This is a genomic window from Bacillus sp. AFS029637, from assembly GCF_002584985.1.
Classification (GTDB): Bacteria; Bacillota; Bacilli; order Bacillales; family Bacillaceae_G; genus Bacillus_A.
Window position 1 is genome coordinate 268,971 of record NZ_NUPZ01000023.1, and the last position, 22,735, is coordinate 291,705.

Here is a 22,735-nt window from a genome sequence, read left to right on the forward strand (position 1 = left end):
GAAATATAAGTTATTACCCTTGACGGAAATTGTAATTTAAGTTACCGTAAAATTGTAATCTATTACCATATTAAGGGGTGACGATGTGGCAACTATACGTGATGTTGCAAAATTGGCAGGTGTTTCAGTCGCAACTGTTTCAAGAGTTATTAATGAAAAAGGATACGTTCATGAGGACACAGTAAAACAAGTAAAGGAAGCAATTGAGGAATTACATTATAGACCAAATAGTGCGGCAAAACCATTATTTAAACAAAACTCAACGATAATTGCATTACTTGTAGATAATTTATGTAATCCATCAAACATCACTTTGCTACATTGTATGGAAGAAATAGCATATGAAGAAGGATATCAAATAATTGTTTGTAATATAAAGAATAAAGATAAATATATACATATGTTAAAGCAAAATAACGTTGCAGGGGTTATTTTGACAAAATCAGTTTTTAAAAGTATAGGAGAAATTGCATTTCCGTTTGTAGTGATTGATGAAAAACAATCTCTTACAGAGTATTATGAAGGTGGACAGAGAGCTGTTTCTTTATTGAAAGAGAAAGGTTGTCACTTTCTTGCTTATATCGGTGAGGGAGATGAAAGCGAAGAAGTAGAAGAGCATATATCAGGATTTTTAGACGCTGTTTGGGAGGAAGGAATCTCTTATCGAGAGGAAAGTGTACAAGGGTATACGAATAAACAATTCATTACATTACTACAAAATCATCCGTATATAGATGGAATTGTAATCTCAAGTGATACGATTGCTATTGAGTTAATCCGAGCAGCGAAAGTTTTAAATATCCCTATACCAGATAAATTACAAATTATTGGACCTAACGGGAGTATAGAGTGTGGATGGATAGGTCCATCGCTACCGACGATTGAAAGATATGTCGAAGAAAATGGGAAAATAGCTTTTCAAAAATTAATTGGAAAAATAAAAGTAAAAGGTGCGTTGTAAAAAACGCACCTTTTATAATGTAATGGCCGCAATGAAGCCAAATATAAGTAACGGTATATTATAATGCAGAAAAGTTGGTACACATGTATCCCATATATGATGATGTTGACCATCAGCATTTAAACCGGATGTTGGTCCAAGTGTACTATCTGATGCTGGAGATCCTGCATCGCCTAGCGCTCCTGCTGTACCGATAATTGCAATGGTGGCCATTGGACTAAATCCGAGCTGGATGCAAAGAGGTACAAAAATTGTTGTTAAGATAGGGATAGTTGAAAAGGATGAACCAATTCCCATCGTAACGAGCAGTCCAATAACGAGCATAAGAAATGCAGCAAGTGGTTTGTTATTTCCGATTATCTGTGCACTCGTTTGCACAAGCGATTCAACATGTCCTGTTTTTCGAAGAACAGCGCCGAATCCAGCTGCTGAAATCATAACAAATCCGATAAAGGACATCATGCGCATTCCGCTCGTTAATATCGCGTCTGCTTCTTTAAGCGGTAGACTACCACTAACTGACAAGACGATAATCCCTGCTAAAGCACCGAAAATCATTGATTCTGTTGCTAATTGAACAGTCAATGTAGCTAAGATAGATACTAGCCCGAAAGTAATACTTCGCTTTGTATAGGGAACGATTTCATTTGCTGCAGTATGAATTTGTTCTGTTTCATACGTACGAGGTTTTCGGTACGTAATAAATACTGCTACACATAGCCCGATAATCATACCGATTGAGGGAATCGTCATCGCTTTTGGAATAAGTGTAACATCAAATGTAAGACCACTTTGTGCAGCATTTGTTTGTAATACGTCATGGAATATCTTTCCGAATCCAGCTGGAACCCACATATAAGGAGTAATCAACCCGAATGTAATAATACATGTAACAAGTCTGCGATCCACTTTCAACTCATTTAATACTTTTAAAAGTGCTGGAATTAAGATAGGGATGAAAGCGATATGAACAGGAATAACATTTTGTGAGAAACAAGCCATTGTTAAAATGATGAATAAAATAAGTATTTTAGAATAAATTTGTTTTTTTGTGTCTTGTTCGTTGCCAACCCATTTTAATGCGGTTTGAATCATAGCATCTGGAAGTCCTGTTTTGGAAAGGGAAATAGCGAAACCGCCAAGCATTGCATAACTTAAAGCGATAGGAGCACTGTTTCCAAGACCAGTTGTAAAAGTGTTAATTGTTTCTGAAATACCGAGTCCACCGATAAGTCCGCCTGTTAAAGCTCCAACAATGATGGCGACAATGACCTGGACACGTAACAAACTAAGCAATAGCATGACTGCTACTGCGACGAGTACAGCATTCATAATAAATGTAATCTCCTAATTTTTATTCTGTTAAAGCAAGTAAATATGAAGTACTTCGCTATATTTATACATACTTGCGACATATTATTATAAAATGTTTTCTATGAAATGTAAAAGAGCCTTTTGTTACTAATGCTGAAAAGCTAGCTCTTGTTTAATTGATTGCAAAGAATTAGCGAATAATTCCGGTTCTTCTAAATCAGGAGAATGTGCTGAATTTGGGAACCAAATCATCTTTTTTATGGGCGCTTCTATCACATCACAATATTCTTGAACGAGTGCATAAGGAGTTTGATAATCATAGCGACCAGAAAAAAAATAAACTGGAATAGATAAACTTGCAATAGAAGAAAAGAAATCAATTGTCAGCATTTCTTCCCATAAAACGCCAGATTTTAAATTTCCTGCGAGAAACTTAAACCAGTCTAATAGCGTATATTCAGGAGAAAAGAAACCTTTTCGTATGAAAGAAAAGGAAGATCCGTTTTGGATTGCTCCTCCGAATGTGCCAAGCCACTTTCTTTGAATAATGAGACGTCTCGTATCTAAAAATGGTGGTTTCCCTAATTTTAAAAGGGAAGCTAATGCTTTTTTATGATCATGTTTTTTAGCAGAGTTAATTAAATGCTGATATAGTAATTCTTCGTTTTGTTTCATATGTACAATCTGTCCAATACCGATGTAAGCCTCGATATACTGTGGATATTGATGTGCTATGTTAAGCCCGATAATACTTCCCCAAGAATGGCCAGCGAGAAATAGTTTTTGTTTGTTGAACCTTTTAAGTACATACTGAATAACTTCTTGTGCATCGGAAACGAATTGTTCGATTGTAAAAGTTGCCCCGAAATCTTTCATTGAAAAGGATTTACCCGCCCCGCGCTGATCCCAATTAATAACGATGAAGTGTTTCTCCAATTCTTTTTGAAAATGACGAATAAATCCGATTTGTGCCATGCCCGGTCCACCGTGACAGCATAATAAAATAGGTTGCTCTACGTTTTGCCCGCGCATAAGGAGAGTTTGTTTTCGATTATTAATCATAACGCTTTCCATCGTAGCGATACTATTAGGAATGAGTTGTTTATTTTCATTATAAAACTGTGGGGTATAGCTACGAAAAAGCATATTGAAACCCTCCTTTTCTGAAATCATACGAATCGCACAGGCTATTCGTTTTGCATATACTGTTAGAAAATCATTGTAACATACCATACTAGTGTCATTTCAACACGGGAGGAGGGAAATTGTGACGATTGGAGAAATTATAGATTGTCTAAATAGACGTGAATCAATCGCTATTATAGCAAAGCGCCTTGAAATAAGTCCCTATACATTATCGAAGAAATTGAGATTGATTGGATACGAATATGATGGAGAGCAGAAGAAACGTATTTTTGTAGGAGATGGAGAAGAACCACGTCACTTACAACTCCAAGAAGCGACCGCCCTTCAATATGCGAAAACAGATTATCAACTATTAATTTATGAGCAATTACAAAGTATTTATGAATTATTAAGCAAAAGAGAAGAAGTAAGTGCACCAATTATGAGTAAAAGTATAGAGAAAAAGAAACGTACCTTTTCTATTAATGTAGAAATATTAGCGAAATTAGATGTTATATCAGAATCGAAAGGGATTCAAAAATCTAAACTTGTCGAAGAGGCGTTACTACAATTTTTACAACAATATGGTGTTAGCAAAACATCACATTTTGGTAACTAAAGAAAAGGATACTATGTTCATTTTAAGAACGAGTATCCTTTTTGGGGTTCACATATATTACAAGTAAAATAAAGGTTGTTTGTACATAGCGTACTTAATTTATTTTTTGAATTCTTCCATCAATAACTGGCTGAATTGGTTCTTTTAATTGTTTCACATAATCGACTAGCGCTTCAAAGTCGTTTGGACCAGTTTCTGAATTCTTCCCATTTTTAAATGATACGAATCCGTCACCACCAGAAGCTAAGAAAGCATTCGCAACTACGCTGTATGTTTTAGATGGAGATAATTCTTCGCCATTCGTTAAGTTAATACTTGTCACTTTTTCACCGTTTGGTTTGCTTGCATCCCAAGTATATTGAATACCTGAAATTTGGAGCATTCTTGTTGTACCTTTTTGCCATTGTTGATTTAAAATATCGCGAATATCTTGACCTGTTAAATCCAATTTAATCAATTGATTTCCAAAAGGCTGAATACCGTATAATTCGCCCCATGTAATATCGCCAGCGTCTAAGTCATTACGAATGCCACCAGGATTCATAAGTGCGATTTGAGCTTGCATCGTTTGGCGCTGTGCATCGGCAATTACATTTCCGAGAGTGGACTCACCAGCATCGTTTTGTTTACGGTCAATAGGTGCTGTAGATTTTCCTACAACTTCATTTACAAGTGGTGCGATTTTTTCTTTATATTGATCTAGTTTTTGCTTTACTTGTTTATCAGGTTCTACACCTTCATGATATGTTGTAATAACTTCAGCTTTTTTCTTTACAATGTTTTTTGTTTTACGGTCAATCTTTACATCTACGTCTGAAAAAGCCGTTCCGTAAGAGTTCGCCTGTACGATAAGCTTATTATTAACTGTACCATTTACATACGTATGACTATGCCCACCGAAAATGACATCAACTTCTGGATCCGTTTCATTTGCAATTCGGTTAAGGTCGCCATTTGTTACACCAGATTCATCAGTCGTTCCGCCAACATGTGCAAGGACGACAATGGATTTAACGCCGAGACGCTTTAACTGTTGCGCTGATTTATTAATAGCTTCAACTTCGTCAGTGATCTGTACATTTTTAAGCATAGTAGGCATAACGACATTTGGTGTATCAGTTGTAACAACGCCGATGAATCCTACAGGAACACCATCTACCATTTTTACAGTAAATGGTGGTAAAAATAAGCGACCAGTTGACTTGTTATAAAAGTTAGCAGCTACATAAGGGAAGTTAGCACCTTTGAAATTCCCTGTTTTTTCGTGATATCCACCGTAAATGAGGCGTTTCATTTCATCGATACCTTCATCAAATTCATGGTTTCCGATTGTACCAACATCAAATTTTAAGTCATTTAAAAATTCAATTGTTGGTTCATCTTGTAACAATGCTGAAACTGGTGGACTAGCTCCGACAACATCGCCAGCATGTACGAGAAGTGTATTCGGATTTTGTTTTTTACGTTCTTTTAAATAAGTGGCTAAGTAATCAGCGCCACCAGCTTCTTTGTTATTAATTTTTTTTACAGTATCTAGTTGTCCATGGAAATCATTAATACCAAGCATTTGTACGTCTATGTAGCGATTTTGTTCAGCTGGAGTCTGAGATGGGGGAGCGGCAAATACGCTTGAAAAAGTAATAGTGCTTAAAACAGCAACGGCAGGGATAATTTTTTTCCACATAATTCATGTCTCCTTTTTTATAATCTGACATCATACGACATAATTTTAATAGATTCATAGGATTATATCCACAATAAAATTTAGTTTTTTCGAAAAATTAACATATTTACAAAAAAAGAATAATAGCGTAAGGAACCTTTTTTATTGTCGATTCTACCGAGTATCTACTATAATGGAGAAAAAAGTAAAAGGTGAGCAGCATGAAGAAAAAGAAACAAAGACAAATACAAAGACAATCTCAAGTGAATCAACAAAAGAATGAATCGCTAACATTAGGGGATCAATTAAATGATTCACTCATGCAACAATTAAAGAATAAGAAAAAAGAGTTGCAAGTGAGAGAAGAGAAAAAAGAGGCAGCAGAACTAGAAAGAAAGCGTCAAGAACAAAAAGAACGTGAAAAAAATAAATCATTTGAAGAACTGTTAAGTGAAAGCAATCTTACTTGGAAAGACTTTAAATAATAACAAAAATGATCAGTGAAATACCACTGATCATTTTTTGACGAGTTTGTAAGAAAAGGGGAGTTAAAATGAGAAAAATTGTAGTCGTTCCGTATGAAAATCATTGGAACGAAAAATTTCAAATGGAGGCTGAAAGATTAAAGTCAGCGATGCCAGAAATGGTGAAAATCCATCATATTGGAAGTACGTCAGTGCCAGGACTGGCAGCTAAACCAATTATAGATATGATTATGGAAGTAGAGAGTATCGATAGAGTAGATCATTGGAATGAACGTTTTGAAGAGCTTGGTTACATCGTCAAAGGGGAAAATGGTATTTCAGGACGCCGCTTTTTTATTCATGGAACGGAGGAAAAACGCTCGTATCATTTACACGTGTTTGAAAAAGGAAATCCCGAGATAGTAAGGCATTTAGCATTTCGTGACTATATGATGGCTCATTGTGAAGAAGCAGAGGCATATGCAACTTTAAAGAAAGAATTAGCCGAAAAATATACATATGATGGCATGCAATATACGGAAGGAAAAAATGAGTTTGTACGTAATGTGGATGAGAAAGCGAAAGAATGGAGAGAGGGAAACGTGAATAATTGAGTTCACGTGTTTCGTGTATAAAATTATTATGTAAACTGTACGTAAGTTTTGACTTTTGGGATAAATATTGTTGAAATAAAGTTGTGGTTTATAAAAATGTAACAATGAAAGGAAGACGACTGTGCATATTCCAACAATTACACTTCATAATGGCGTGAAAATGCCAATGATTGGCCTAGGCGTTTATAAAGCGAAAGAAGGCGACGAAGTAAAACAAGCAGTAAAAACAGCGCTAGAAGTTGGATATCGTTCAATTGATACAGCAACTGTATATGAAAATGAAAGCGGTGTCGGAGAAGCGGTTCGTGAATCAGGGATTCCGAGAGAAGACATATTTATTACAACAAAAGTTTGGAACGACGATCAAGGATACGAGGAAACACTTGAGGCATTTGAAAAAAGCTTAAAGAAATTACAAATGGACTATGTAGATTTATATTTAATACATTGGCCAATTAGAGGAAAGTATGTTGATACGTACCGAGCTTTAGAAAAATTATATGAAGAAGGTAAAGTGCGCGCAATTGGTGTTTCTAATTTTCATCAACATCATTTAGAATTGTTATTACCAAATTGTAAAGTGAAGCCAATGGTAAACCAAGTGGAACTTCATCCGATGTTAGCGCAATTTGAATTGCGTGCTTTCTGTCAAGGTGAGCAAATTCAAATGGAAGCATGGAGTCCATTAATGAGGGGCGGCGAAGTATTCCAGCATCCAATCATTCAAGCTATTGCTAACAAATATGAAAAAACACCTGCGCAAGTTATATTAAGATGGGATATTCAAAGTGGAATTGTTACAATTCCTAAATCTGTTACACCATCTCGTATTCAGGAGAATTTTACTATTTTTGATTTCTCCCTAACGGAAGAAGAGATGAATCAAATTAATACGTTAAATCGTAATTTACATGTAGGAACGAATCCAGATAAATATGATACGTTATAAAAAGACGCTACCAGTATGGTAGCGTCTTTCTAACGATGTAAAGCGTAGGTATCACATTTAGCAATTTGCTGAAGTTGTATATATTCTGCTGTTGTTAACTGTGTTTGTGTACTAGCCTGTACATTTTCTTGCAATTGTTGAATGGAGCTTGCACCAGGTATAACAGCTGCAATAGTTTCGTTATGTAAGCAATATTGAATAGCTGTTCCTGTTAAAGAGCGTTCTCCAATCGCTTCTTTTACACTCGCTAGTGTTGTATTTAATTCATCGTATGAATAAGAAAGGTAATCCTTTTCTTTTACTCTTTCTATCTTTCTTGCATTATTGTCAGTTAGAATTCCTTTTGCAAGTGGTCCACGAGCAATGACGCTAATTTGATGTTCAGTAAGAAGTGGGAACCATTCTTCTGGACGACGATTTAAAAGGCTATATTCCATTAGTACGCTAACGATATTTGAGCGTTTTGCATACTCACGGATGACATTTGGACGTATAGAAGAAATACCGTAATGGCGAATGATACCTTCTTGTTTCAATTCTTCAAAAGCTTCAATTGTTTCATCTATAGGATCTTCAATTGTCCCACCATGTAGCTGGTAAAGATCAATATAATCTGTTTGAAGTCTACGTAAACTTTCTTTTACTTCAGCCTTTATGTAAGCTTTGGAAGGATCCCAAGACCAGCCATTTTTTTCTTCTGTCCATCTATTTCCAACCTTCGTTGTGAGAACCAGTTTGTCTCGTTTTCCCTTTAAGGCTTTTCCAACAAATTCTTCATTTAATCCATAATCATATAAATCTGCTGTATCAAAAAAATTAATCCCTAAATCGATTGCTTCATCGATAATACGCATGGCTGCTGTTTCAGATGTACCGAGAGACATACAGCCAAGGCCCATTTCTGTAACAAATAAATCTGAGTTTCCTAATTGACGTTTTTTCATAAGTCAACCTCCTTCCCTTTATTGTACGAGAGGGAAAAGAGGTTGACAAACGTTTACTTTTGAAGACGCATGTTGTAAAAGTCCGATTGATGTGGGCTACTAATTAGAGGTGGATGGCCCCATCTGATTAATGTTTCACTTTATTTGCTGTAATCCACTCTTGTACAGTTGTATACTCTTTGCCATATTGTTTGAGCTTATGGCGAATTTGCCATGCTTTTCCGACTAAAGTGACGCGATTTGGTAAAATATAAACTTTCATTTCTATCACGCTCCTTTCAATGTGGTAAAATGTATGAGGAAAGAATAGGAAATAGAACAGGGAGATGAAGTAATATGAGTAATCTTGCAGAGAGAACGGTAAAAACTGAGCCGATTTTTGATGGTAGAGTTATAAAAGTTCGTGTTGATGATGTAGTATTACCAAATGGAGAAATGAGTAAACGTGAAATTGTAAATCACCCTGGTGCAGTTGCTATTATTGCTATTACTGATGAGGGGAAAATTGTGCTTGTTGAGCAGTATCGTAAAGCTCTTGAAAAAGCGATTATAGAAATTCCAGCTGGTAAGTTAGAACCAGGTGAAAAACCTGAGGTGACAGCAGTTCGTGAATTAGAAGAAGAAACAGGATATGTATGTGAAAACATGGAGCTCATTACTTCTTTCTATACATCTCCAGGATTCGCAGATGAAATTTTATATGTATATAAAGCGACAGGTTTGACAAAAAAAGAAAATAAAGCAGCTTTAGATGAAGATGAGTTTGTGGAGTTAATGGAAGTATCATTAGAAGAAGCGATTACCCTTATGAAGGATCTTCGTATTCATGATGCGAAGACGATGTTTGCAGTACAATATTTACAACTACAAAAATAAACACTCGCCAAAGGCGAGTGTTTTTTAATTAATTTTTGCATATACACGTGCATCACGTAAGCTACCATCCGGCGCTAGGAAATCATTTTCCATCGTGCCTTCTAAAATAAATTCTAAACGTTCTGCTAAGTTACATGCGTTTGTATTTGTTGCATCAGTACGAATTTCAATTCTTCTAGCACCTAGTTTATCAAAGGCAAATTGAATGGCACCTTTAATAGCTTCGGTCATATAGCCTTGTTTTGTATAAGCGCTATGTAGCCAGAAATGAAGTGAAAACTTTGGAATATCCCAGTTTTCAGGTTTAAGCGTAATCGCCCCGATGAATGTACCTGATACTTTATCGTATAAGTGAAAATCAAGTGTTTCACGAAGTAAAAACTGCCCGTGAGCGTTACGAACAATTTCTTCAGCACTCTCTTCTGTTTCAGCGTTAATTGGTATCCACGGCACTAAATCTTCTAGGGAAGCTTGGATTGCTTCATATACTTCGGCACCATCACCTGGAAACGGTTTGCGAACTTGTAAGCGTTCAGTTTGAAATAATGTTGGAAAATCTAATAATAATGGTTTCAAGAGAAATCCCTCCTATTCTCTACTTTTTAGTTTAGCAAAGTAGAGCGGAATTTCAATGTTAATTCGTCATACTTTTTTTCTTTCTTTCATACATTTTTAGTAATAGTGTGAACGGAGGGAAGAAAAATGTGGCGAAAAACTTGGCAAGACCGTGTAACGTCTCACATACTGGAAAACTCTTCATTATATATATTTAACGCTGTTTTATTATTGATGGGAGTAATATTTGGAGCCATTCTTGTGAATAGTTTACAAATAAATCAAAAACAAGATTTATCATTTTATTTACAGCGTTTTTTTGGACAAGTTTCTAAAGGAGAATTTGCTATCGCGGGCGAAATGTTTCGAGAAAGTTACTTTTCGCAGTTAAAATACATCGGCTTTATTTGGATTTTAGGGATTTCAATTATTGGATTGCCACTTATTTTTATTTTATTATTTGTAAAAGGAGTAGTTGTTGGATTTACAGTAGGTTTTTTAGTAAGTCAGCATGGTTGGAATGGATTATTACTTGCATTCGTATCTGTATTGCCACAAAACCTAATCATAATTCCAGTATTTCTCGTTATGACAACGATTGCCGCAAGCTTTTCTTTGCGAATGATTAGGCATCAATTTATCCGGAAAATAACGGAGCCACTATTACCATTATTAATTCGTTATACATGCTTTTTTCTTGTGATTGGAGCGGTGTTAGCTCTTGCTTCTAGTGTGGAAGCTTATGCATCGCCAGTTTTAATGAAAGAAGTCGTTGAAGCTATTAATAAAAAATAAATACTTTTTGAGAATAATTATCAATTTGTTTTTATTGTTTTTCTTTTGACAGAAGCCCTTCTTCTGATATAATGGTGTAAGAGTGGCGAGGAGGGAGTAGTACCGAATGGAAGAAAGAATTGAACGAATTAAGAAGCAATTACATGCAGCGAGCTATAAATTAACACCGCAACGTGAAGCAACAGTTCGTGTGCTGCTAGAAAATGAAGAAGATCATTTAAGCGCAGAAGATGTTTACCTCCTTGTAAAAGAAAAGTCGCCAGAGATCGGATTAGCAACCGTCTATCGAACTTTAGAGCTATTATCTGAGTTGAAAGTTGTCGATAAGATTAACTTCGGAGACGGTGTTTCACGCTATGACTTACGCCAAGAAGGTGCGCAGCGTTTTCACCATCATTTGATTTGTACACAATGTGGTGCTGTACAAGAAATACAAGAAGATTTACTTGGTGAAGTGGAAAGGAAAGTAGAACGAGACTGGAGCTTTAAGGTGAAAGATCATCGTTTAACATTCCATGGGATTTGTAAAAATTGTCAAGAAATTGAAACGGATGAAAAATAACCTTTTCCTATTTATCTAGGAAGAGGTTTTTTATTTGAATAAGGTATAAATTGGTGAAAGCTTGGCATATGTTGTAATAACTTATATTTTGGAGGAATTTACAATGCGCCGAGCTTTAAAATTAACTTTTGATGGAATAAAAGTATTTTTATTATTTACAAGTTGTACGATTTTGTTTTATTTCGCTATACTATGGATAAATGAAGAATATGAAAGCTATCATCGTTATGAAAAGCCAAAAGAAGAGACTGTAGAAAAAGTATCAGGGAATGAAGAGCCGGCAAAGGATGCTTTCGTAAATAGAATGATGTTTTTCTATGAAAGTGGGGAGTAGTGTAGATTGGAAGATCAATTAAAAGATTTTATTCATTATATGGTTGTCGAAAAGGGATTAGCGAAAAATACAGTAGTATCTTATGAACGTGATTTGAAAAGTTATGTAAAGTATTTGCAAAATGTAGAACAGGCAAAAACTTTTCATGAAGTGACACGCTTGCATATTGTTAACTTTCTACAACATTTAAAAGAAAACGGAAAATCTTCGAAAACATTAGCACGTCATATAGCATCGATTCGTTCGTTTCACCAATTTTTACTTCGTGAACGGGCGGTAGAACACGACCCATCCGTACATATTGAAACGCCGCAAGGAGAGCGGAAATTACCAAAAGTATTATCAGTTGATGAAGTAGAGGCGTTACTTCAGACACCAAAAATGACGAGTGCTTTTGGAGTTCGTGATAAGGCGATGCTAGAGTTACTGTATGCGACAGGACTTCGCGTTTCAGAATTAATCGCACTAAATTTAGAAGATGTCCATTTAACGATGGGGTTTGTTCGTTGCATAGGGAAAGGGAATAAAGAAAGAATTATTCCATTAGGAAGTTTAGCGACGGAAGCGATTCAAAAGTATATTGAAAAAGGAAGACGAGAATTGATGGGTAAAAAAGTAGTAGATGCACTCTTTTTAAACCATCATGGTAATCGATTATCGAGACAAGGTTTTTGGAAAATTTTAAAACGATTAGCGAAAGAAGCAAATATTGAAAAAGAGCTGACACCGCATACGTTGCGTCACTCTTTTGCTACGCATTTATTAGAAAATGGGGCAGATTTACGTGCTGTACAAGAAATGCTTGGACATGCCGATATTTCGACGACGCAAATTTATACGCACGTTTCAAAAACTAGATTAAAAGATGTATATAAACAGTTTCATCCGAGAGCATAGTTACTATGCTCTTTTTTTTCATAGATTCAGAAGGAAAGATCGTTTCACAGAAACTTCACAAACATTTCGTACATTGTTTTCAGTAGAAGACTGGAATATTACAATGTATTTCCTCTATACTAAATACAGTATGAAGGAGGAAATGATGATGAAAAAACTTATTATGACTTTATTTATCGCGATGCTAGCGTTGGCTGGCTGTAATACAAACAAAGAAGAACCGAAAAAAGAACAGAAACTTGAGGCTGTAAAAGTAGCGGTTCAAACAAATCCGAAAGAAATTAAACCAGGTGAAAAAACAGAAGTACAAGCACTTGTTACACAAGGAAAAGAGAAAGTAACGGATGCTGATGATGTAAAGTTTGAAATTTGGAAAGATGGCGACGAAAAGCACGAGATGTTAAATGGTAAGCATAAAGGGAAAGGTGTTTATGCAGTAGAGAAAACGTTTGAGACGGATGGAGTATACCATATTATCGCTCACACTAATGCACGTGAGATGCATGTTATGCCGGAAGTAAAAGTTGCTGTAGGAAATGCGAAAGTAGAAGATGCGAAAAAAGAAAGTAACGATCACGATGCAGGACACGGCGATCACAAAAGTGACACAATGATTCACCTTATGGCTGGTGATATAAAAGCAAATGCTGAATCAACGATGAAAGTTCATTTAAAGCAAAAAGAAGAGGCATTAACGGGTGCTGAAGTCCAACTTGAGATTTGGAAAGATGGTGTTGAAAAACACGAATTTATTCCTGCGAAAGAAGGGAATAAAGGAGAATATGAAAGTAAACATACTTTTAAAGAGAACGGTACTTACAAAGTGAAAGTGCATGTGAGAAAAGGCGAACTGCATGAACATAAAGAAGAAACAGTAGAAGTCAAATAATGAGCAGCTCTTTAGAGCTGCTTTTTATTTTGTATTATAAAGAAATAAGTCACAAAATAGTTAGCACTTCTTTGTATAATGGATTACAATAGAAGTGTGAAGAAAATGAGAAATTCTACGAAAATGTATTAAAAAGAAAGCGTAAACATGTTATGATATCAATATCAGATGTCTGACATCTGACTTAGAAAAAATTAGAAATGTTTTTAAGTCGTTTCCAGTAAAACAAAATAGGTTAGAGAATGATTGAAAGAAGTACTGTTTGACAATGAGAACGAAATATAATTCTTATGGATAACAGTTTCACTTTATAGCGTTTTGAACATACTACAAGAAGTAGAACTGAACTTATAGGAGGTCGCAGTTATGAATAAATATAAACGTATATTCTTAGTCGTAATGGACTCTGTGGGAATCGGTGAAGCACCGGATGCGGAGCAATTTGGTGATTTAGGTTCTGATACAATTGGACATATTGCTGAGCATATGAACGGATTACAAATGCCGAATATGGTGAAATTAGGTCTTGGAAACATTCGTGAAATGAAAGGTATCTCTAAAGTAGAAAAGCCACTTGGATATTATACAAAAATGCAAGAAAAATCTACGGGCAAAGATACAATGACAGGACACTGGGAAATTATGGGACTTTACATTGATACGCCATTCCAAGTGTTCCCTGAAGGATTCCCGAAAGAATTACTTGATGAATTAGAAGAAAAAACAGGCCGTAAAATTATCGGTAATAAGCCAGCTTCCGGAACTGAAATTCTTGATGAACTTGGTCAAGAGCAAATGGAAACAGGCTCTTTAATCGTTTATACGTCTGCTGATAGCGTACTACAAATCGCAGCACACGAAGAAGTAGTGCCACTTGATGAGTTATATAAAATTTGTAAAATTGCACGTGAATTAACATTAGATGAGAAGTATATGGTAGGACGTGTTATCGCTCGTCCATTCGTTGGTGAGCCAGGTAAATTCACACGTACACCAAATCGCCATGACTATGCGTTAAAGCCATTTGGCCGCACAGTAATGAATGAATTAAAAGATAGTGACTATGATGTAATTGCGATCGGTAAAATTTCTGACATATATGATGGTGAAGGGGTAACGGAATCACTTCGTACGAAGTCTAATATGGATGGAATGGATAAACTTGTAGATACATTAAACATGGACTTTACAGGTCTTAGTTTCTTAAACTTAGTTGACTTTGATGCATTATTTGGTCACCGCCGTGATCCACAAGGATATGGAGAAGCATTGCAAGAATATGATGCACGTCTTCCAGAAGTATTCGAAAAACTAAAAGAAGATGATCTATTATTAATTACAGCAGATCACGGTAATGATCCAGTTCACCACGGTACTGATCATACACGTGAATATGTACCGTTATTAGCATATAGCCCAAGCATGAAAGAAGGCGGACAAGAATTATCAATTCGTCAAACATTTGCTGATATTGGTGCAACAGTAGCAGAAAACTTCGGTGTGAAAATGCCAGAATACGGCACAAGCTTCTTAAACGAGCTAAAGAAATAGGGGGATAAAAAAATGAATCGTGAACTTATTACAAAATCAGCTTCATACTTAAAAGAGAAATTCCAAGAAACACCACAAGTAGGACTAATCCTTGGATCAGGACTAGGTGTATTAGCAGATGAAATCGAGAACGCAGTAACAGTACCTTACAGTGAAATCCCTGAATTCCCAGTGTCAACTGTAGAAGGTCATGCAGGTCAATTAGTATTCGGTACACTTCAAGGTGTTCCTGTAGTAGCAATGCAAGGACGTTTCCATTTCTATGAAGGATACGATATGCAAAAAGTAACATTCCCAGTTCGTGTTATGAAAGAACTAGGTGTAGAAACAGTTGTTGTAACGAATGCAGCTGGTGGTGTAAATACATCATTTGAGCCAGGTGACCTTATGTTAATTTCAGATCACATCAACTTCATGGGTACAAATCCATTAATCGGACCAAATGATTCTGAAATGGGTGTACGTTTCCCTGATATGTCTACATCATATACGACAGAACTTCGCGAAATGGCGAAACAAGTTGCAGCAGATTTAAATATTAAAGTACAAGAAGGTGTATACGTTGGAATGACAGGTCCTGTATATGAAACACCTGCTGAAATTCGTATGATTCGTACAATTGGCGGAGATGCAGTTGGTATGTCAACAGTACCTGAAGTAATTGTAGCGCGTCATGCTGGTATGAAAGTACTTGGTATTTCTTGTATTTCAAATATGGCAGCTGGTATTTTAGATCAGCCACTTCACCACGATGAAGTAATCGAAACGACAGAACGTGTTAAAGCTAACTTCTTAGCATTAGTAAAAGCAATCGTAAAACAAATGAAGGGGTGACTTCACAATGAGAATGGTGGACCTAATTGCAAAAAAACGTGATGGACATGCATTAACGACAGAAGAAATCAACTTTATCGTTGAAGGATATACAAATGGTGATATTCCTGATTATCAAGTAAGTTCACTTGCAATGGCAATTTTCTTCCAAGATATGAACGATCAAGAACGTGCTGATTTAACGATGGCAATGGTAAATAGCGGTGATACAATCGATTTATCAGCTATTGAAGGAGTAAAAGTAGATAAGCATTCAACAGGTGGTGTTGGTGATACAACGACACTTGTATTAGGTCCATTAGTAGCTGCTTTAGGTGTACCAGTTGCAAAAATGTCTGGACGTGGTTTAGGACATACTGGTGGTACAATTGACAAATTAGAAGCAGTTCCAGGATTCCATGTGGAAATTGAAAATGAAGAATTCATGCGTCTTGTAAATGAAAATAAAATTGCTGTAATCGGCCAAAGTGGAAACTTAACGCCTGCTGATAAAAAGTTATATGCACTTCGTGATGTAACAGCAACAGTAAACTCAATTCCGCTTATTGCAAGCTCGATTATGAGTAAGAAAATTGCTGCTGGTGCAGATGCGATTGTTCTTGATGTAAAAACTGGAGCAGGCGCATTTATGAAAACAGATGAAGATGCAAAACGTTTAGCAGAAGCGATGGTACGAATTGGTAATAACGTTGGTCGTAATACGATGGCAGTTATTTCTGATATGAGTCAACCACTTGGTGAGGCTATTGGTAACGCATTAGAAGTACAAGAAGCAATTGATACATTACAAGGTAAAGGACCGAAAGATTTAGAAGAGTTATGTTTAACACTTGGAAGTCAAATGGTATACCTTGCTGGACAAGCTTCATCTTTAGAAGATGCTCGTGAAAAATTAATTGAAGTAATGAACAACGGAAAAGCGTTACAATCATTTAAAACGTTCTTATCAGCGCAAGGCGGCGACGCATCTGTTGTTGATGATCCTTCTAAATTGCCGCAAGCACAATTTAAAATTGAAGTGGAAGCGAAAGAAGATGGATATGTATCAGAAATCGTTGCAGACGAAATCGGAACAGCAGCAATGCTTCTAGGAGCAGGACGTGCAACGAAAGAGTCTGAAATTGATTTAGCAGTTGGTTTAATGCTTCGCAAAAAAGTAGGGGACAGCGTGAAAAAAGGTGACTCACTAGTTACAATTTACGCAAACCGCGAAAATGTTGAAGATGTAAAAGCGAAAATTTATGAGAACATGAAGATCTCTAAAGAACACGTAGATGCACCAACTTTAGTACATGGTATCGTAACGAAGTAATAAAAGAGGCTGAGGAGATTTCTCCTTGGCTTTTTTTACTATTTTTTGTTTATAATAATAATGGGTGAAATTATGATTAGAATTTGTGCAATAACAAAAACAGACGAAGTATTATATGACGTTTCGCTAGAAGAAACAACGAAAGACCATATTGTATGGTATTGGCTCGATTTATATAAGCCAACGAAAGAAGAGTATACATATATTTTGCAAGATCATTTTAAGTTCCATCCCCTGGCAATTGAAGATTGTATAGAATATGTACAGAGGCCAAAAGTTGATTTCTATGATGGATATAACTTTTTAGTTCTTCACGGATTTGGTGAGGATGGGCTTGAACCACATGAAATCGATTTATTTGTTAGTGATCGCTATATTGTTTCTTTCCATTTTTCTCATAACAATGCGATTGAAAGAGTATGGAAAACGCTTGGTGAAAAGAAACGGATTAAGAAGGGGCCTTTACATGTAGCGCATACGATTATAGACCAAATTGTAGATGACTATTTTGCACCTGTTTACTACATTGAAGATCATTTAAATGCAATTGATGATAATTTAACAGGTGAGACAGCAGGAAGTGTGCTAGAAGAGGTATTTGATATACGTGCAGATTTATCTAAACTAAGGCGTACAATTATTCCAATGCGTGATTTATTATATCGTATTTTAAATTCAACTCGATTTTACGGTATAAGTGATCATGAAATTTATTTTAAAGATATACATGATCATTTACTTAAACTGACTGAAATGATTGAAGCGAGCCGAGAGTTAACGGCAGATATTAGAGATAGCTATTTTTCATTAAACTCGCACCATATGAATAATATTATGAAAACATTAACTGTTTTCTCAACTATTTTTATGCCATTAACATTTATTGCAGGAGTATACGGAATGAATTTTTCGCATATGCCGGAGTTAGGCGGACAGTATAGTTATTTTATTTGCCTACTTATCATGGCGCTAATTGGTGGCGGAATGATGGCTTGGTTTTATAAAAAAGGATGGTTTAAGTAAAAAAACACCGAGGGAAATCCTCGGTGTTTTCTACTTAACCAATGGCATGTAATACAAACATGGCTAAAAATAAGCATGTAATGATATACATAGATGGTGCAACTTCTTTACGCTTTCCAAGAGCAACCTTTAAGATAGGATAAGCAATAAATCCGAATGCAATGCCATCAGCGATACTATATGTGAGCGGGATCATAACGATAATTAAGAAAGCTGGAAATCCTTCTGAAAAGTCGTTCAGAGGAATTTGTTGAATGCTTGTAATCATCAGACCGCCAATAATAATTAAGATAGGTGCAATGGCACTATCAGGAATTAATTTGACAAACGGAAGCGCAAACAGTGATGCGAAGAATAGCATTCCTGTAATGATAGACGTCAGACCTGTCTTACCGCCTGCAGTAATACCTGCAGCACTCTCTACAGTTGAAACAGTAGGGCTTGTGCCAAATAGACCACATGTCATTGCTGAAATTGCATTGGCTTGGTAAGCACGTGGGAATTTACGATCATCTTCTAATAAACCGTGCAATAGTCCCATGTTCTCAAAAATAAGTACCATGCTTAAGGAGAATGTTGCAATCCAAAACGGTAAGGAAGAAAGTTTCTCAAATGACATAGCTCCAAATACATCGCCGTAATTAGCGAATGAAAATGAACTATTTCCCATTTGACTCGTATCAACAAGGCCAAATGCCCATGCGATACAAGTTCCTATTGCAATCGTCCATAAAAAGTTTCCACGTACGTTACGAATAAATAATACAAGTGCAACGATAAGGGTCAGTAATGTCGCAAGAACGACAGGATTACTTAATTTCCCCATTGCAACAGCAGTATTTGGATTCGAAACGACTAAACCACCTTTTTGCAATCCGATAAATGCTAGAAACAATCCGATGCCGACAGTGATAGCTTCCTTTAATGACTTTGGAATCGATACTGAAAGCGTGCGGGCGATTGGTGTAAAAGCGGCAATTGTAAAAATAATACCAGAGATAAAGACAGCTGCTAATGCTTCCTGCCAAGTTAACCCAAGCGTATGCACAGCGGTGTACGTGAAGAATGCATTTACACCCATACCAGGAACAAGAATAACAGGTGCGTTTGCCCAAAATGCCATGAGCAGACATCCGACGAATGAACTGAAAACAGTTGCCAAAATTCCAGCTTCAAGAGGAATGCCAGCATCTGATAAGATTGACGCATTTACAATCATAATATATACAATTGTGAAAAATGACGTAACGCCAGCTAAAACTTCTTGTTTTGGTGATGTTTCGTGTAAACCTAATTTAAATGTTCTTTCAAGTATTCCTTTCATGTTAAACCTTCTTTTTCATATCCCTCTCCCACCCGTGAAATCTCTTTTGTAAGAGTTCACCGACCTTTATTATATCAGAACATCATGTTTTTACAACAACAAAAATGATAACGGTTACTTATAAGTGAATTTCCTTATAAATACGTAAAAATAGCCCGGATAGAAGATATAATTTCTAATTCTCCTGATTGAATGGGCGGAGCTGCTTGTGCATGTAAAGTAGTAGCATAAGATGTAATTTCTCTCGGTAATTGGGCGGATTCTTCAACGAATGAGAGTGGAACAGGATTAATGTTTAAATTGTATGTACTCGCAATAGCACGAGCTTTTTCTACTGCTTGTTGCAGGGCTTGAATGAGAGCTTGCTCATAATATTTATTTGGATGAGATATTCGAAAACGCAATCCTTTTGCTACATTCGCACCATTTGAAACAGCTATATCATATACTTCCCCTGCTTTTTGTACATTTAAAACGGTAATTTCATACAAATGCTCCACACGGTAGCCTTGTAGTAATGCTTTATCATTTATATATTCGTATTGAGGCGTAATCGTATAAGAAATCGTTTCTATATCTTTATCAGCAATACCGAGCTGTTTAAGTGCATCAAGCAATTGTTTTGATTGCACTGCATTTTCTTCTTGCGCTTGTTTTACATTTTTATTATCTGTTCGAATGCCGAGTGTTAATATGACAACATTTGGTTTTGCTTTTACGATTCCTTCTCCTTGTACAGTAATCGTTGCTTCTTTGCCGGTATTTGCCGTGCGCATATTATGTAAGTACGGATTCATTCCACCTTGCATTTCCATCACCATCCTTTTTTATATGTATATGTGTGAACAAAAAAGAAATTTGTATGAAAAAGTTACATAAATGAGAATGTTAAAGAAAGAAAGCATATACAACATGGGTATTTATAGATTATAATATGTATAAATATGATAAAAAAGGGACGAGGCTAGTGAACGAAAAAAGAGAAACACTGATTTTAGAGTTATCCGGATCATTTCGAAAGATGATACGTTTATTACAAAATGATATTAATACACGCTTTGCAGAACATATGCCATATAATGAATTCTCTGTATTACGCGCGTTATTTTTAAAAAGTCCACAAATGGCTTCGCAAATTGCGAGTGAAGTAAACGTAACCTCCAGTCATATTACAGCTGTTACAGATCGTCTCGTACGAAAAGGGTTTGTAGAAAGAAAACGTTCAAATTCAGATCGTCGTATCGTGTACTTAGAAATTACAGAACACGGAAGAGAAGTAACTGAAAAACTAGAAGCTGTGCGTAAAGAATATTATAAAGAGAGATTTAAAGATTGGAGCGATCAAGAAGTAGAAATGGTGTTAGAGCTATTTGGTCGCGTATTATAATAAATGAGGATAGGAAGCGAAAGCTTTCCTATCCTTTTTCTTTTGAATAAAAACATTTTGAAACTCCAATACTTTAATTAAAAAGAATCGGAGTGAAAATTTATGAAACGTATGTTTACGATTCTCATTATGATTGGAAGCATTTTCTGCTTTAATCAATTCGTGGATGCTGCAACGCCTCTTCAAGTCGTTCAAAAAGAATTACAACATATTTCAAATAAACAACCTGTTTTATATTCGAAACTATGGATTCGCTCTATGCAGAATACGATTTTATTTCATCATAGCGACAACGTTCGGCATGAAGATACGATAAGCAATGTGACAAAGTCTTCTCTTGTAAAAGTAAAACAACTTCCGCTTCAGAAAGCATCACAGTATATCCCGAGGTTATCACAGTATATTTCTAAGTTTGAAGCTGAAAATGTGCAAGTGTATTATGTGGCAGCTCGTTATGAAGTGAAAAAAGAGAACCCGTACCAATTAAATGGAATGAATTATTTTATGCAAGTATTTATTCAACAAGGGGGAGAATGGAGAATTGCTGAAAGTATAGTTGCTCCGACAGATCAAATCGTAGCAAATGGAGACGGATTTGGAACGAAGCAAGAAAAAGAGTATGGGAAAAGAAGAGAGAATGTGAAATAACCTCCTCACGAAGAGGAGGTTATTTCATTTGAAATTCCAAGAGACTTTCCATTTTAATATTTTAGCTAGGAAGAAATACGTAATGAAACTAGTTATCAAAAATCCGATGTAAAAGCTGGACAATGACTGCGCTCGACTTAGCATTAAACCTCCAGCGATCCCACCAAAGAAAATCGCACAAGCCATAACTAACTTTTGTAATCTTGGATATAATAGGTGGTTACCATTTCGTTCATTCACTGAACGAACATATAAATATATACCAAGCGGTAATAAAATGATGATATGTGCAATAGGTCCAATCAATGTTTTTGCTGGAGGGATTTTTGTAAAGTTCGGTTCGTTATGCCTCACTCCATTTCGATCGGTATAAGCGCTTTGTGGATCATAATTAAAGTGAATATAAAACTCTTCTGCTGGACCAGAAATACGTATGTTTTCCATAAGACGTTGTATATTGCCATTGTCTTTATGAAATTCAGTATTCGAGTGAACAGCAATGATTCCTGCAATAAGTGATGGGAGTAACATTGGGAATATTAATATAGCTGCCGTGAGAAATCCTTGCGATATAACATTCCCTGCAATTGTTCCTATACATAAGGCAAGTGTATAAATAGCGATTAATACAATTAACATGTATATAAAGTAACTATGAAATGGGGAAAATACTTGATATTTATTATGAAAAGTCAACTTTTTCATAATAGCAAATAGTCCCCAGTTTATACTAACAGCTACTACAATGTTACAAATACCAAATAACCATTTTGTTATATAAAGGTGTGAACGTTTAAAGGGCATAGACCATAACAAGTCACTAGAGTTATTTTGTCTTTCCAAGCCGATTAATGTGCAGGCCAGAACGATAAGTACACCACCTTGAAATATGACAGAGTCCATAAGTGATAAATCAAAGTTGTAATGATATATAGATTTCCATTTTTTATTCATATTTAGAAAGTGTTGTTGTTCAATAGAAGTCATATAGTATTTATACGACAAAGTATAGAAGCTGACGAGCCAAAATAACCATACAACATATTTACTTTGTTGATACGTTCTTAGCCATAGTGCTTTTTGAAACATAGGATC

The 22,735-nt window shown here is 35.8% G+C and carries 26 protein-coding genes; 17 read left to right on the plus strand and 9 right to left on the minus strand.

What is annotated here, in order from left to right; translation table 11 throughout:
* Positions 1–85 precede the first annotated feature (85 nt).
* Positions 86–961: a LacI family DNA-binding transcriptional regulator gene (locus COE49_RS12615; RefSeq protein WP_088231047.1), complete on the plus strand. Its 876-nt coding sequence runs from the start codon at positions 86–88 to the stop codon at positions 959–961.
* Between the two features lie 12 nt (positions 962–973).
* Here the strand turns inward: COE49_RS12615 and COE49_RS12620 are convergent, their stop codons facing one another.
* Together COE49_RS12620 and COE49_RS12625 are read right to left on the minus strand one after the other, a co-directional pair.
* Complete coding sequence (locus COE49_RS12620; RefSeq protein ID WP_088231048.1) at positions 974–2,293, minus strand: Na+/H+ antiporter family protein; 1,320 nt, start codon at positions 2,291–2,293, stop codon at positions 974–976.
* Positions 2,294–2,422: 129 nt separating this feature from the next.
* On the minus strand, positions 2,423–3,421 hold the full coding sequence (locus COE49_RS12625) for an alpha/beta fold hydrolase (RefSeq protein ID WP_088231049.1): 999 nt from the start codon (positions 3,419–3,421) through the stop codon (positions 2,423–2,425).
* A gap of 121 nt (positions 3,422–3,542) precedes the next feature.
* Between COE49_RS12625 and COE49_RS12630 the strand changes: the two genes are divergently transcribed.
* Positions 3,543–4,019 carry a ribbon-helix-helix domain-containing protein gene (locus tag COE49_RS12630; protein ID WP_098356846.1) on the plus strand — a complete coding sequence of 159 codons (477 nt, stop codon included), beginning with the start codon at positions 3,543–3,545 and terminating at the stop codon, positions 4,017–4,019.
* A 94-nt stretch (positions 4,020–4,113) separates the two neighbouring features.
* Here the strand turns inward: COE49_RS12630 and COE49_RS12635 are convergent, their stop codons facing one another.
* Complete coding sequence (locus tag COE49_RS12635) at positions 4,114–5,703, minus strand: bifunctional metallophosphatase/5'-nucleotidase (RefSeq protein WP_088231051.1); 1,590 nt, start codon at positions 5,701–5,703, stop codon at positions 4,114–4,116.
* A 200-nt stretch (positions 5,704–5,903) separates the two neighbouring features.
* On the opposite strand from COE49_RS12635, the gene COE49_RS12640 reads away from it, so the two are divergent.
* The 3 genes from COE49_RS12640 (at position 5,904) to COE49_RS12650 (ending at position 7,709) form a co-directional block, all read left to right on the plus strand.
* Complete coding sequence (locus COE49_RS12640; protein WP_088231052.1) at positions 5,904–6,167, plus strand: YqkE family protein; 264 nt, start codon at positions 5,904–5,906, stop codon at positions 6,165–6,167.
* Between the two features lie 68 nt (positions 6,168–6,235).
* Positions 6,236–6,760 carry a GrpB family protein gene (locus COE49_RS12645; RefSeq protein ID WP_088231053.1) on the plus strand — a complete coding sequence of 175 codons (525 nt, stop codon included), beginning with the start codon at positions 6,236–6,238 and terminating at the stop codon, positions 6,758–6,760.
* Between the two features lie 121 nt (positions 6,761–6,881).
* Positions 6,882–7,709 (plus strand): aldo/keto reductase, encoded by an 828-nt coding sequence (locus COE49_RS12650; RefSeq protein ID WP_088231054.1) that lies wholly within the window; start codon positions 6,882–6,884, stop codon positions 7,707–7,709.
* Positions 7,710–7,738: 29 nt separating this feature from the next.
* On the opposite strand, the gene COE49_RS12655 is transcribed toward COE49_RS12650, so the two are convergent.
* Positions 7,739–8,653, minus strand: coding sequence for an aldo/keto reductase (locus COE49_RS12655; RefSeq protein ID WP_088231055.1), 915 nt, complete (start codon positions 8,651–8,653; stop codon positions 7,739–7,741).
* Positions 8,654–8,780: 127 nt separating this feature from the next.
* Positions 8,781–8,915, minus strand: a complete 135-nt coding sequence (mciZ, locus tag COE49_RS12660; protein ID WP_000870296.1) for a Z-ring formation inhibitor MciZ — start codon at positions 8,913–8,915, stop codon at positions 8,781–8,783.
* A gap of 74 nt (positions 8,916–8,989) precedes the next feature.
* On the opposite strand from mciZ, the gene COE49_RS12665 reads away from it, so the two are divergent.
* Positions 8,990–9,529, plus strand: coding sequence for an NUDIX domain-containing protein (locus COE49_RS12665; RefSeq protein WP_088231056.1), 540 nt, complete (start codon positions 8,990–8,992; stop codon positions 9,527–9,529).
* Between the two features lie 24 nt (positions 9,530–9,553).
* Here COE49_RS12665 and COE49_RS12670 read toward each other — a convergent pair whose 3' ends face one another.
* A complete protein-coding gene (locus COE49_RS12670; protein ID WP_088231057.1) occupies positions 9,554–10,105 on the minus strand; it encodes a GNAT family N-acetyltransferase in 552 nt (183 codons plus the stop codon).
* 126 nt (positions 10,106–10,231) lie between these two features.
* Between COE49_RS12670 and spoIIM the strand changes: the two genes are divergently transcribed.
* From spoIIM to corA, 9 genes are all read left to right on the plus strand, one after another.
* Positions 10,232–10,879 (plus strand): stage II sporulation protein M, encoded by a 648-nt coding sequence (gene spoIIM, locus COE49_RS12675; protein ID WP_098945912.1) that lies wholly within the window; start codon positions 10,232–10,234, stop codon positions 10,877–10,879.
* Between the two features lie 106 nt (positions 10,880–10,985).
* Entirely contained in the window at positions 10,986–11,441 is a 456-nt protein-coding gene (gene fur / locus COE49_RS12680) for a ferric iron uptake transcriptional regulator (RefSeq protein ID WP_000392656.1), read from the plus strand.
* A gap of 103 nt (positions 11,442–11,544) precedes the next feature.
* A complete protein-coding gene (locus tag COE49_RS12685) occupies positions 11,545–11,775 on the plus strand; it encodes a YqzK family protein (protein ID WP_140417380.1) in 231 nt (76 codons plus the stop codon).
* A gap of 6 nt (positions 11,776–11,781) precedes the next feature.
* Positions 11,782–12,672: a site-specific tyrosine recombinase XerD gene (gene xerD / locus COE49_RS12690; RefSeq protein ID WP_088231060.1), complete on the plus strand. Its 891-nt coding sequence runs from the start codon at positions 11,782–11,784 to the stop codon at positions 12,670–12,672.
* Between the two features lie 145 nt (positions 12,673–12,817).
* On the plus strand, positions 12,818–13,561 hold the full coding sequence (locus COE49_RS12695) for a FixH family protein (protein ID WP_140417381.1): 744 nt from the start codon (positions 12,818–12,820) through the stop codon (positions 13,559–13,561).
* 366 nt (positions 13,562–13,927) lie between these two features.
* Positions 13,928–15,112, plus strand: coding sequence for a phosphopentomutase (deoB, locus tag COE49_RS12700; protein WP_088231062.1), 1,185 nt, complete (start codon positions 13,928–13,930; stop codon positions 15,110–15,112).
* A gap of 12 nt (positions 15,113–15,124) precedes the next feature.
* Positions 15,125–15,946 carry a purine-nucleoside phosphorylase gene (locus tag COE49_RS12705; RefSeq protein ID WP_088231063.1) on the plus strand — a complete coding sequence of 274 codons (822 nt, stop codon included), beginning with the start codon at positions 15,125–15,127 and terminating at the stop codon, positions 15,944–15,946.
* Positions 15,947–15,953: 7 nt separating this feature from the next.
* Positions 15,954–17,258, plus strand: coding sequence for a pyrimidine-nucleoside phosphorylase (locus tag COE49_RS12710; RefSeq protein ID WP_088231064.1), 1,305 nt, complete (start codon positions 15,954–15,956; stop codon positions 17,256–17,258).
* A 60-nt stretch (positions 17,259–17,318) separates the two neighbouring features.
* Positions 17,319–18,281 (plus strand): magnesium/cobalt transporter CorA, encoded by a 963-nt coding sequence (gene corA, locus COE49_RS12715; RefSeq protein WP_140417382.1) that lies wholly within the window; start codon positions 17,319–17,321, stop codon positions 18,279–18,281.
* Between the two features lie 34 nt (positions 18,282–18,315).
* On the opposite strand, the gene COE49_RS12720 is transcribed toward corA, so the two are convergent.
* Positions 18,316–19,605, minus strand: a complete 1,290-nt coding sequence (locus tag COE49_RS12720) for an NCS2 family permease (RefSeq protein WP_098253391.1) — start codon at positions 19,603–19,605, stop codon at positions 18,316–18,318.
* A 134-nt stretch (positions 19,606–19,739) separates the two neighbouring features.
* Entirely contained in the window at positions 19,740–20,414 is a 675-nt protein-coding gene (locus tag COE49_RS12725; RefSeq protein ID WP_088231067.1) for an SIMPL domain-containing protein, read from the minus strand.
* A 158-nt stretch (positions 20,415–20,572) separates the two neighbouring features.
* On the opposite strand from COE49_RS12725, the gene COE49_RS12730 reads away from it, so the two are divergent.
* On the plus strand, positions 20,573–20,992 hold the full coding sequence (locus COE49_RS12730; protein WP_140417383.1) for a MarR family winged helix-turn-helix transcriptional regulator: 420 nt from the start codon (positions 20,573–20,575) through the stop codon (positions 20,990–20,992).
* A gap of 102 nt (positions 20,993–21,094) precedes the next feature.
* Complete coding sequence (locus COE49_RS12740; RefSeq protein WP_088231069.1) at positions 21,095–21,640, plus strand: hypothetical protein; 546 nt, start codon at positions 21,095–21,097, stop codon at positions 21,638–21,640.
* A 24-nt stretch (positions 21,641–21,664) separates the two neighbouring features.
* Here the strand turns inward: COE49_RS12740 and COE49_RS12745 are convergent, their stop codons facing one another.
* Positions 21,665–22,729, minus strand: coding sequence for an ABC transporter permease subunit (locus COE49_RS12745; RefSeq protein ID WP_088231070.1), 1,065 nt, complete (start codon positions 22,727–22,729; stop codon positions 21,665–21,667).
* Positions 22,730–22,735: the final 6 nt, after the last annotated feature.

Excerpts from the sequence above, each read along its gene's own strand:
- COE49_RS12620 (WP_088231048.1), bottom strand. The coding sequence starts at position 2,293 with ATGAATGCTGTACTCGTCGCAGTAGCAGTCATGCTATTGCTTAGTTTG.
- COE49_RS12625 (WP_088231049.1), bottom strand. The coding sequence starts at position 3,421 with ATGCTTTTTCGTAGCTATACCCCACAGTTTTATAATGAAAATAAACAA.
- COE49_RS12635 (WP_088231051.1), bottom strand. The coding sequence starts at position 5,703 with ATGTGGAAAAAAATTATCCCTGCCGTTGCTGTTTTAAGCACTATTACT.
- COE49_RS12640 (WP_088231052.1), top strand. The coding sequence starts at position 5,904 with ATGAAGAAAAAGAAACAAAGACAAATACAAAGACAATCTCAAGTGAAT.
- COE49_RS12645 (WP_088231053.1), top strand. The coding sequence starts at position 6,236 with ATGAGAAAAATTGTAGTCGTTCCGTATGAAAATCATTGGAACGAAAAA.
- COE49_RS12655 (WP_088231055.1), bottom strand. The coding sequence starts at position 8,653 with ATGAAAAAACGTCAATTAGGAAACTCAGATTTATTTGTTACAGAAATG.
- mciZ (WP_000870296.1), bottom strand. The coding sequence starts at position 8,915 with ATGAAAGTTTATATTTTACCAAATCGCGTCACTTTAGTCGGAAAAGCA.
- COE49_RS12665 (WP_088231056.1), top strand. The coding sequence starts at position 8,990 with ATGAGTAATCTTGCAGAGAGAACGGTAAAAACTGAGCCGATTTTTGAT.
- spoIIM (WP_098945912.1), top strand. The coding sequence starts at position 10,232 with ATGTGGCGAAAAACTTGGCAAGACCGTGTAACGTCTCACATACTGGAA.
- fur (WP_000392656.1), top strand. The coding sequence starts at position 10,986 with ATGGAAGAAAGAATTGAACGAATTAAGAAGCAATTACATGCAGCGAGC.
- COE49_RS12685 (WP_140417380.1), top strand. The coding sequence starts at position 11,545 with ATGCGCCGAGCTTTAAAATTAACTTTTGATGGAATAAAAGTATTTTTA.
- COE49_RS12695 (WP_140417381.1), top strand. The coding sequence starts at position 12,818 with ATGATGAAAAAACTTATTATGACTTTATTTATCGCGATGCTAGCGTTG.
- deoB (WP_088231062.1), top strand. The coding sequence starts at position 13,928 with ATGAATAAATATAAACGTATATTCTTAGTCGTAATGGACTCTGTGGGA.
- COE49_RS12705 (WP_088231063.1), top strand. The coding sequence starts at position 15,125 with ATGAATCGTGAACTTATTACAAAATCAGCTTCATACTTAAAAGAGAAA.
- COE49_RS12710 (WP_088231064.1), top strand. The coding sequence starts at position 15,954 with ATGAGAATGGTGGACCTAATTGCAAAAAAACGTGATGGACATGCATTA.
- corA (WP_140417382.1), top strand. The coding sequence starts at position 17,319 with ATGGGTGAAATTATGATTAGAATTTGTGCAATAACAAAAACAGACGAA.
- COE49_RS12720 (WP_098253391.1), bottom strand. The coding sequence starts at position 19,605 with ATGAAAGGAATACTTGAAAGAACATTTAAATTAGGTTTACACGAAACA.
- COE49_RS12725 (WP_088231067.1), bottom strand. The coding sequence starts at position 20,414 with ATGCAAGGTGGAATGAATCCGTACTTACATAATATGCGCACGGCAAAT.
- COE49_RS12740 (WP_088231069.1), top strand. The coding sequence starts at position 21,095 with ATGAAACGTATGTTTACGATTCTCATTATGATTGGAAGCATTTTCTGC.
- COE49_RS12745 (WP_088231070.1), bottom strand. The coding sequence starts at position 22,729 with ATGTTTCAAAAAGCACTATGGCTAAGAACGTATCAACAAAGTAAATAT.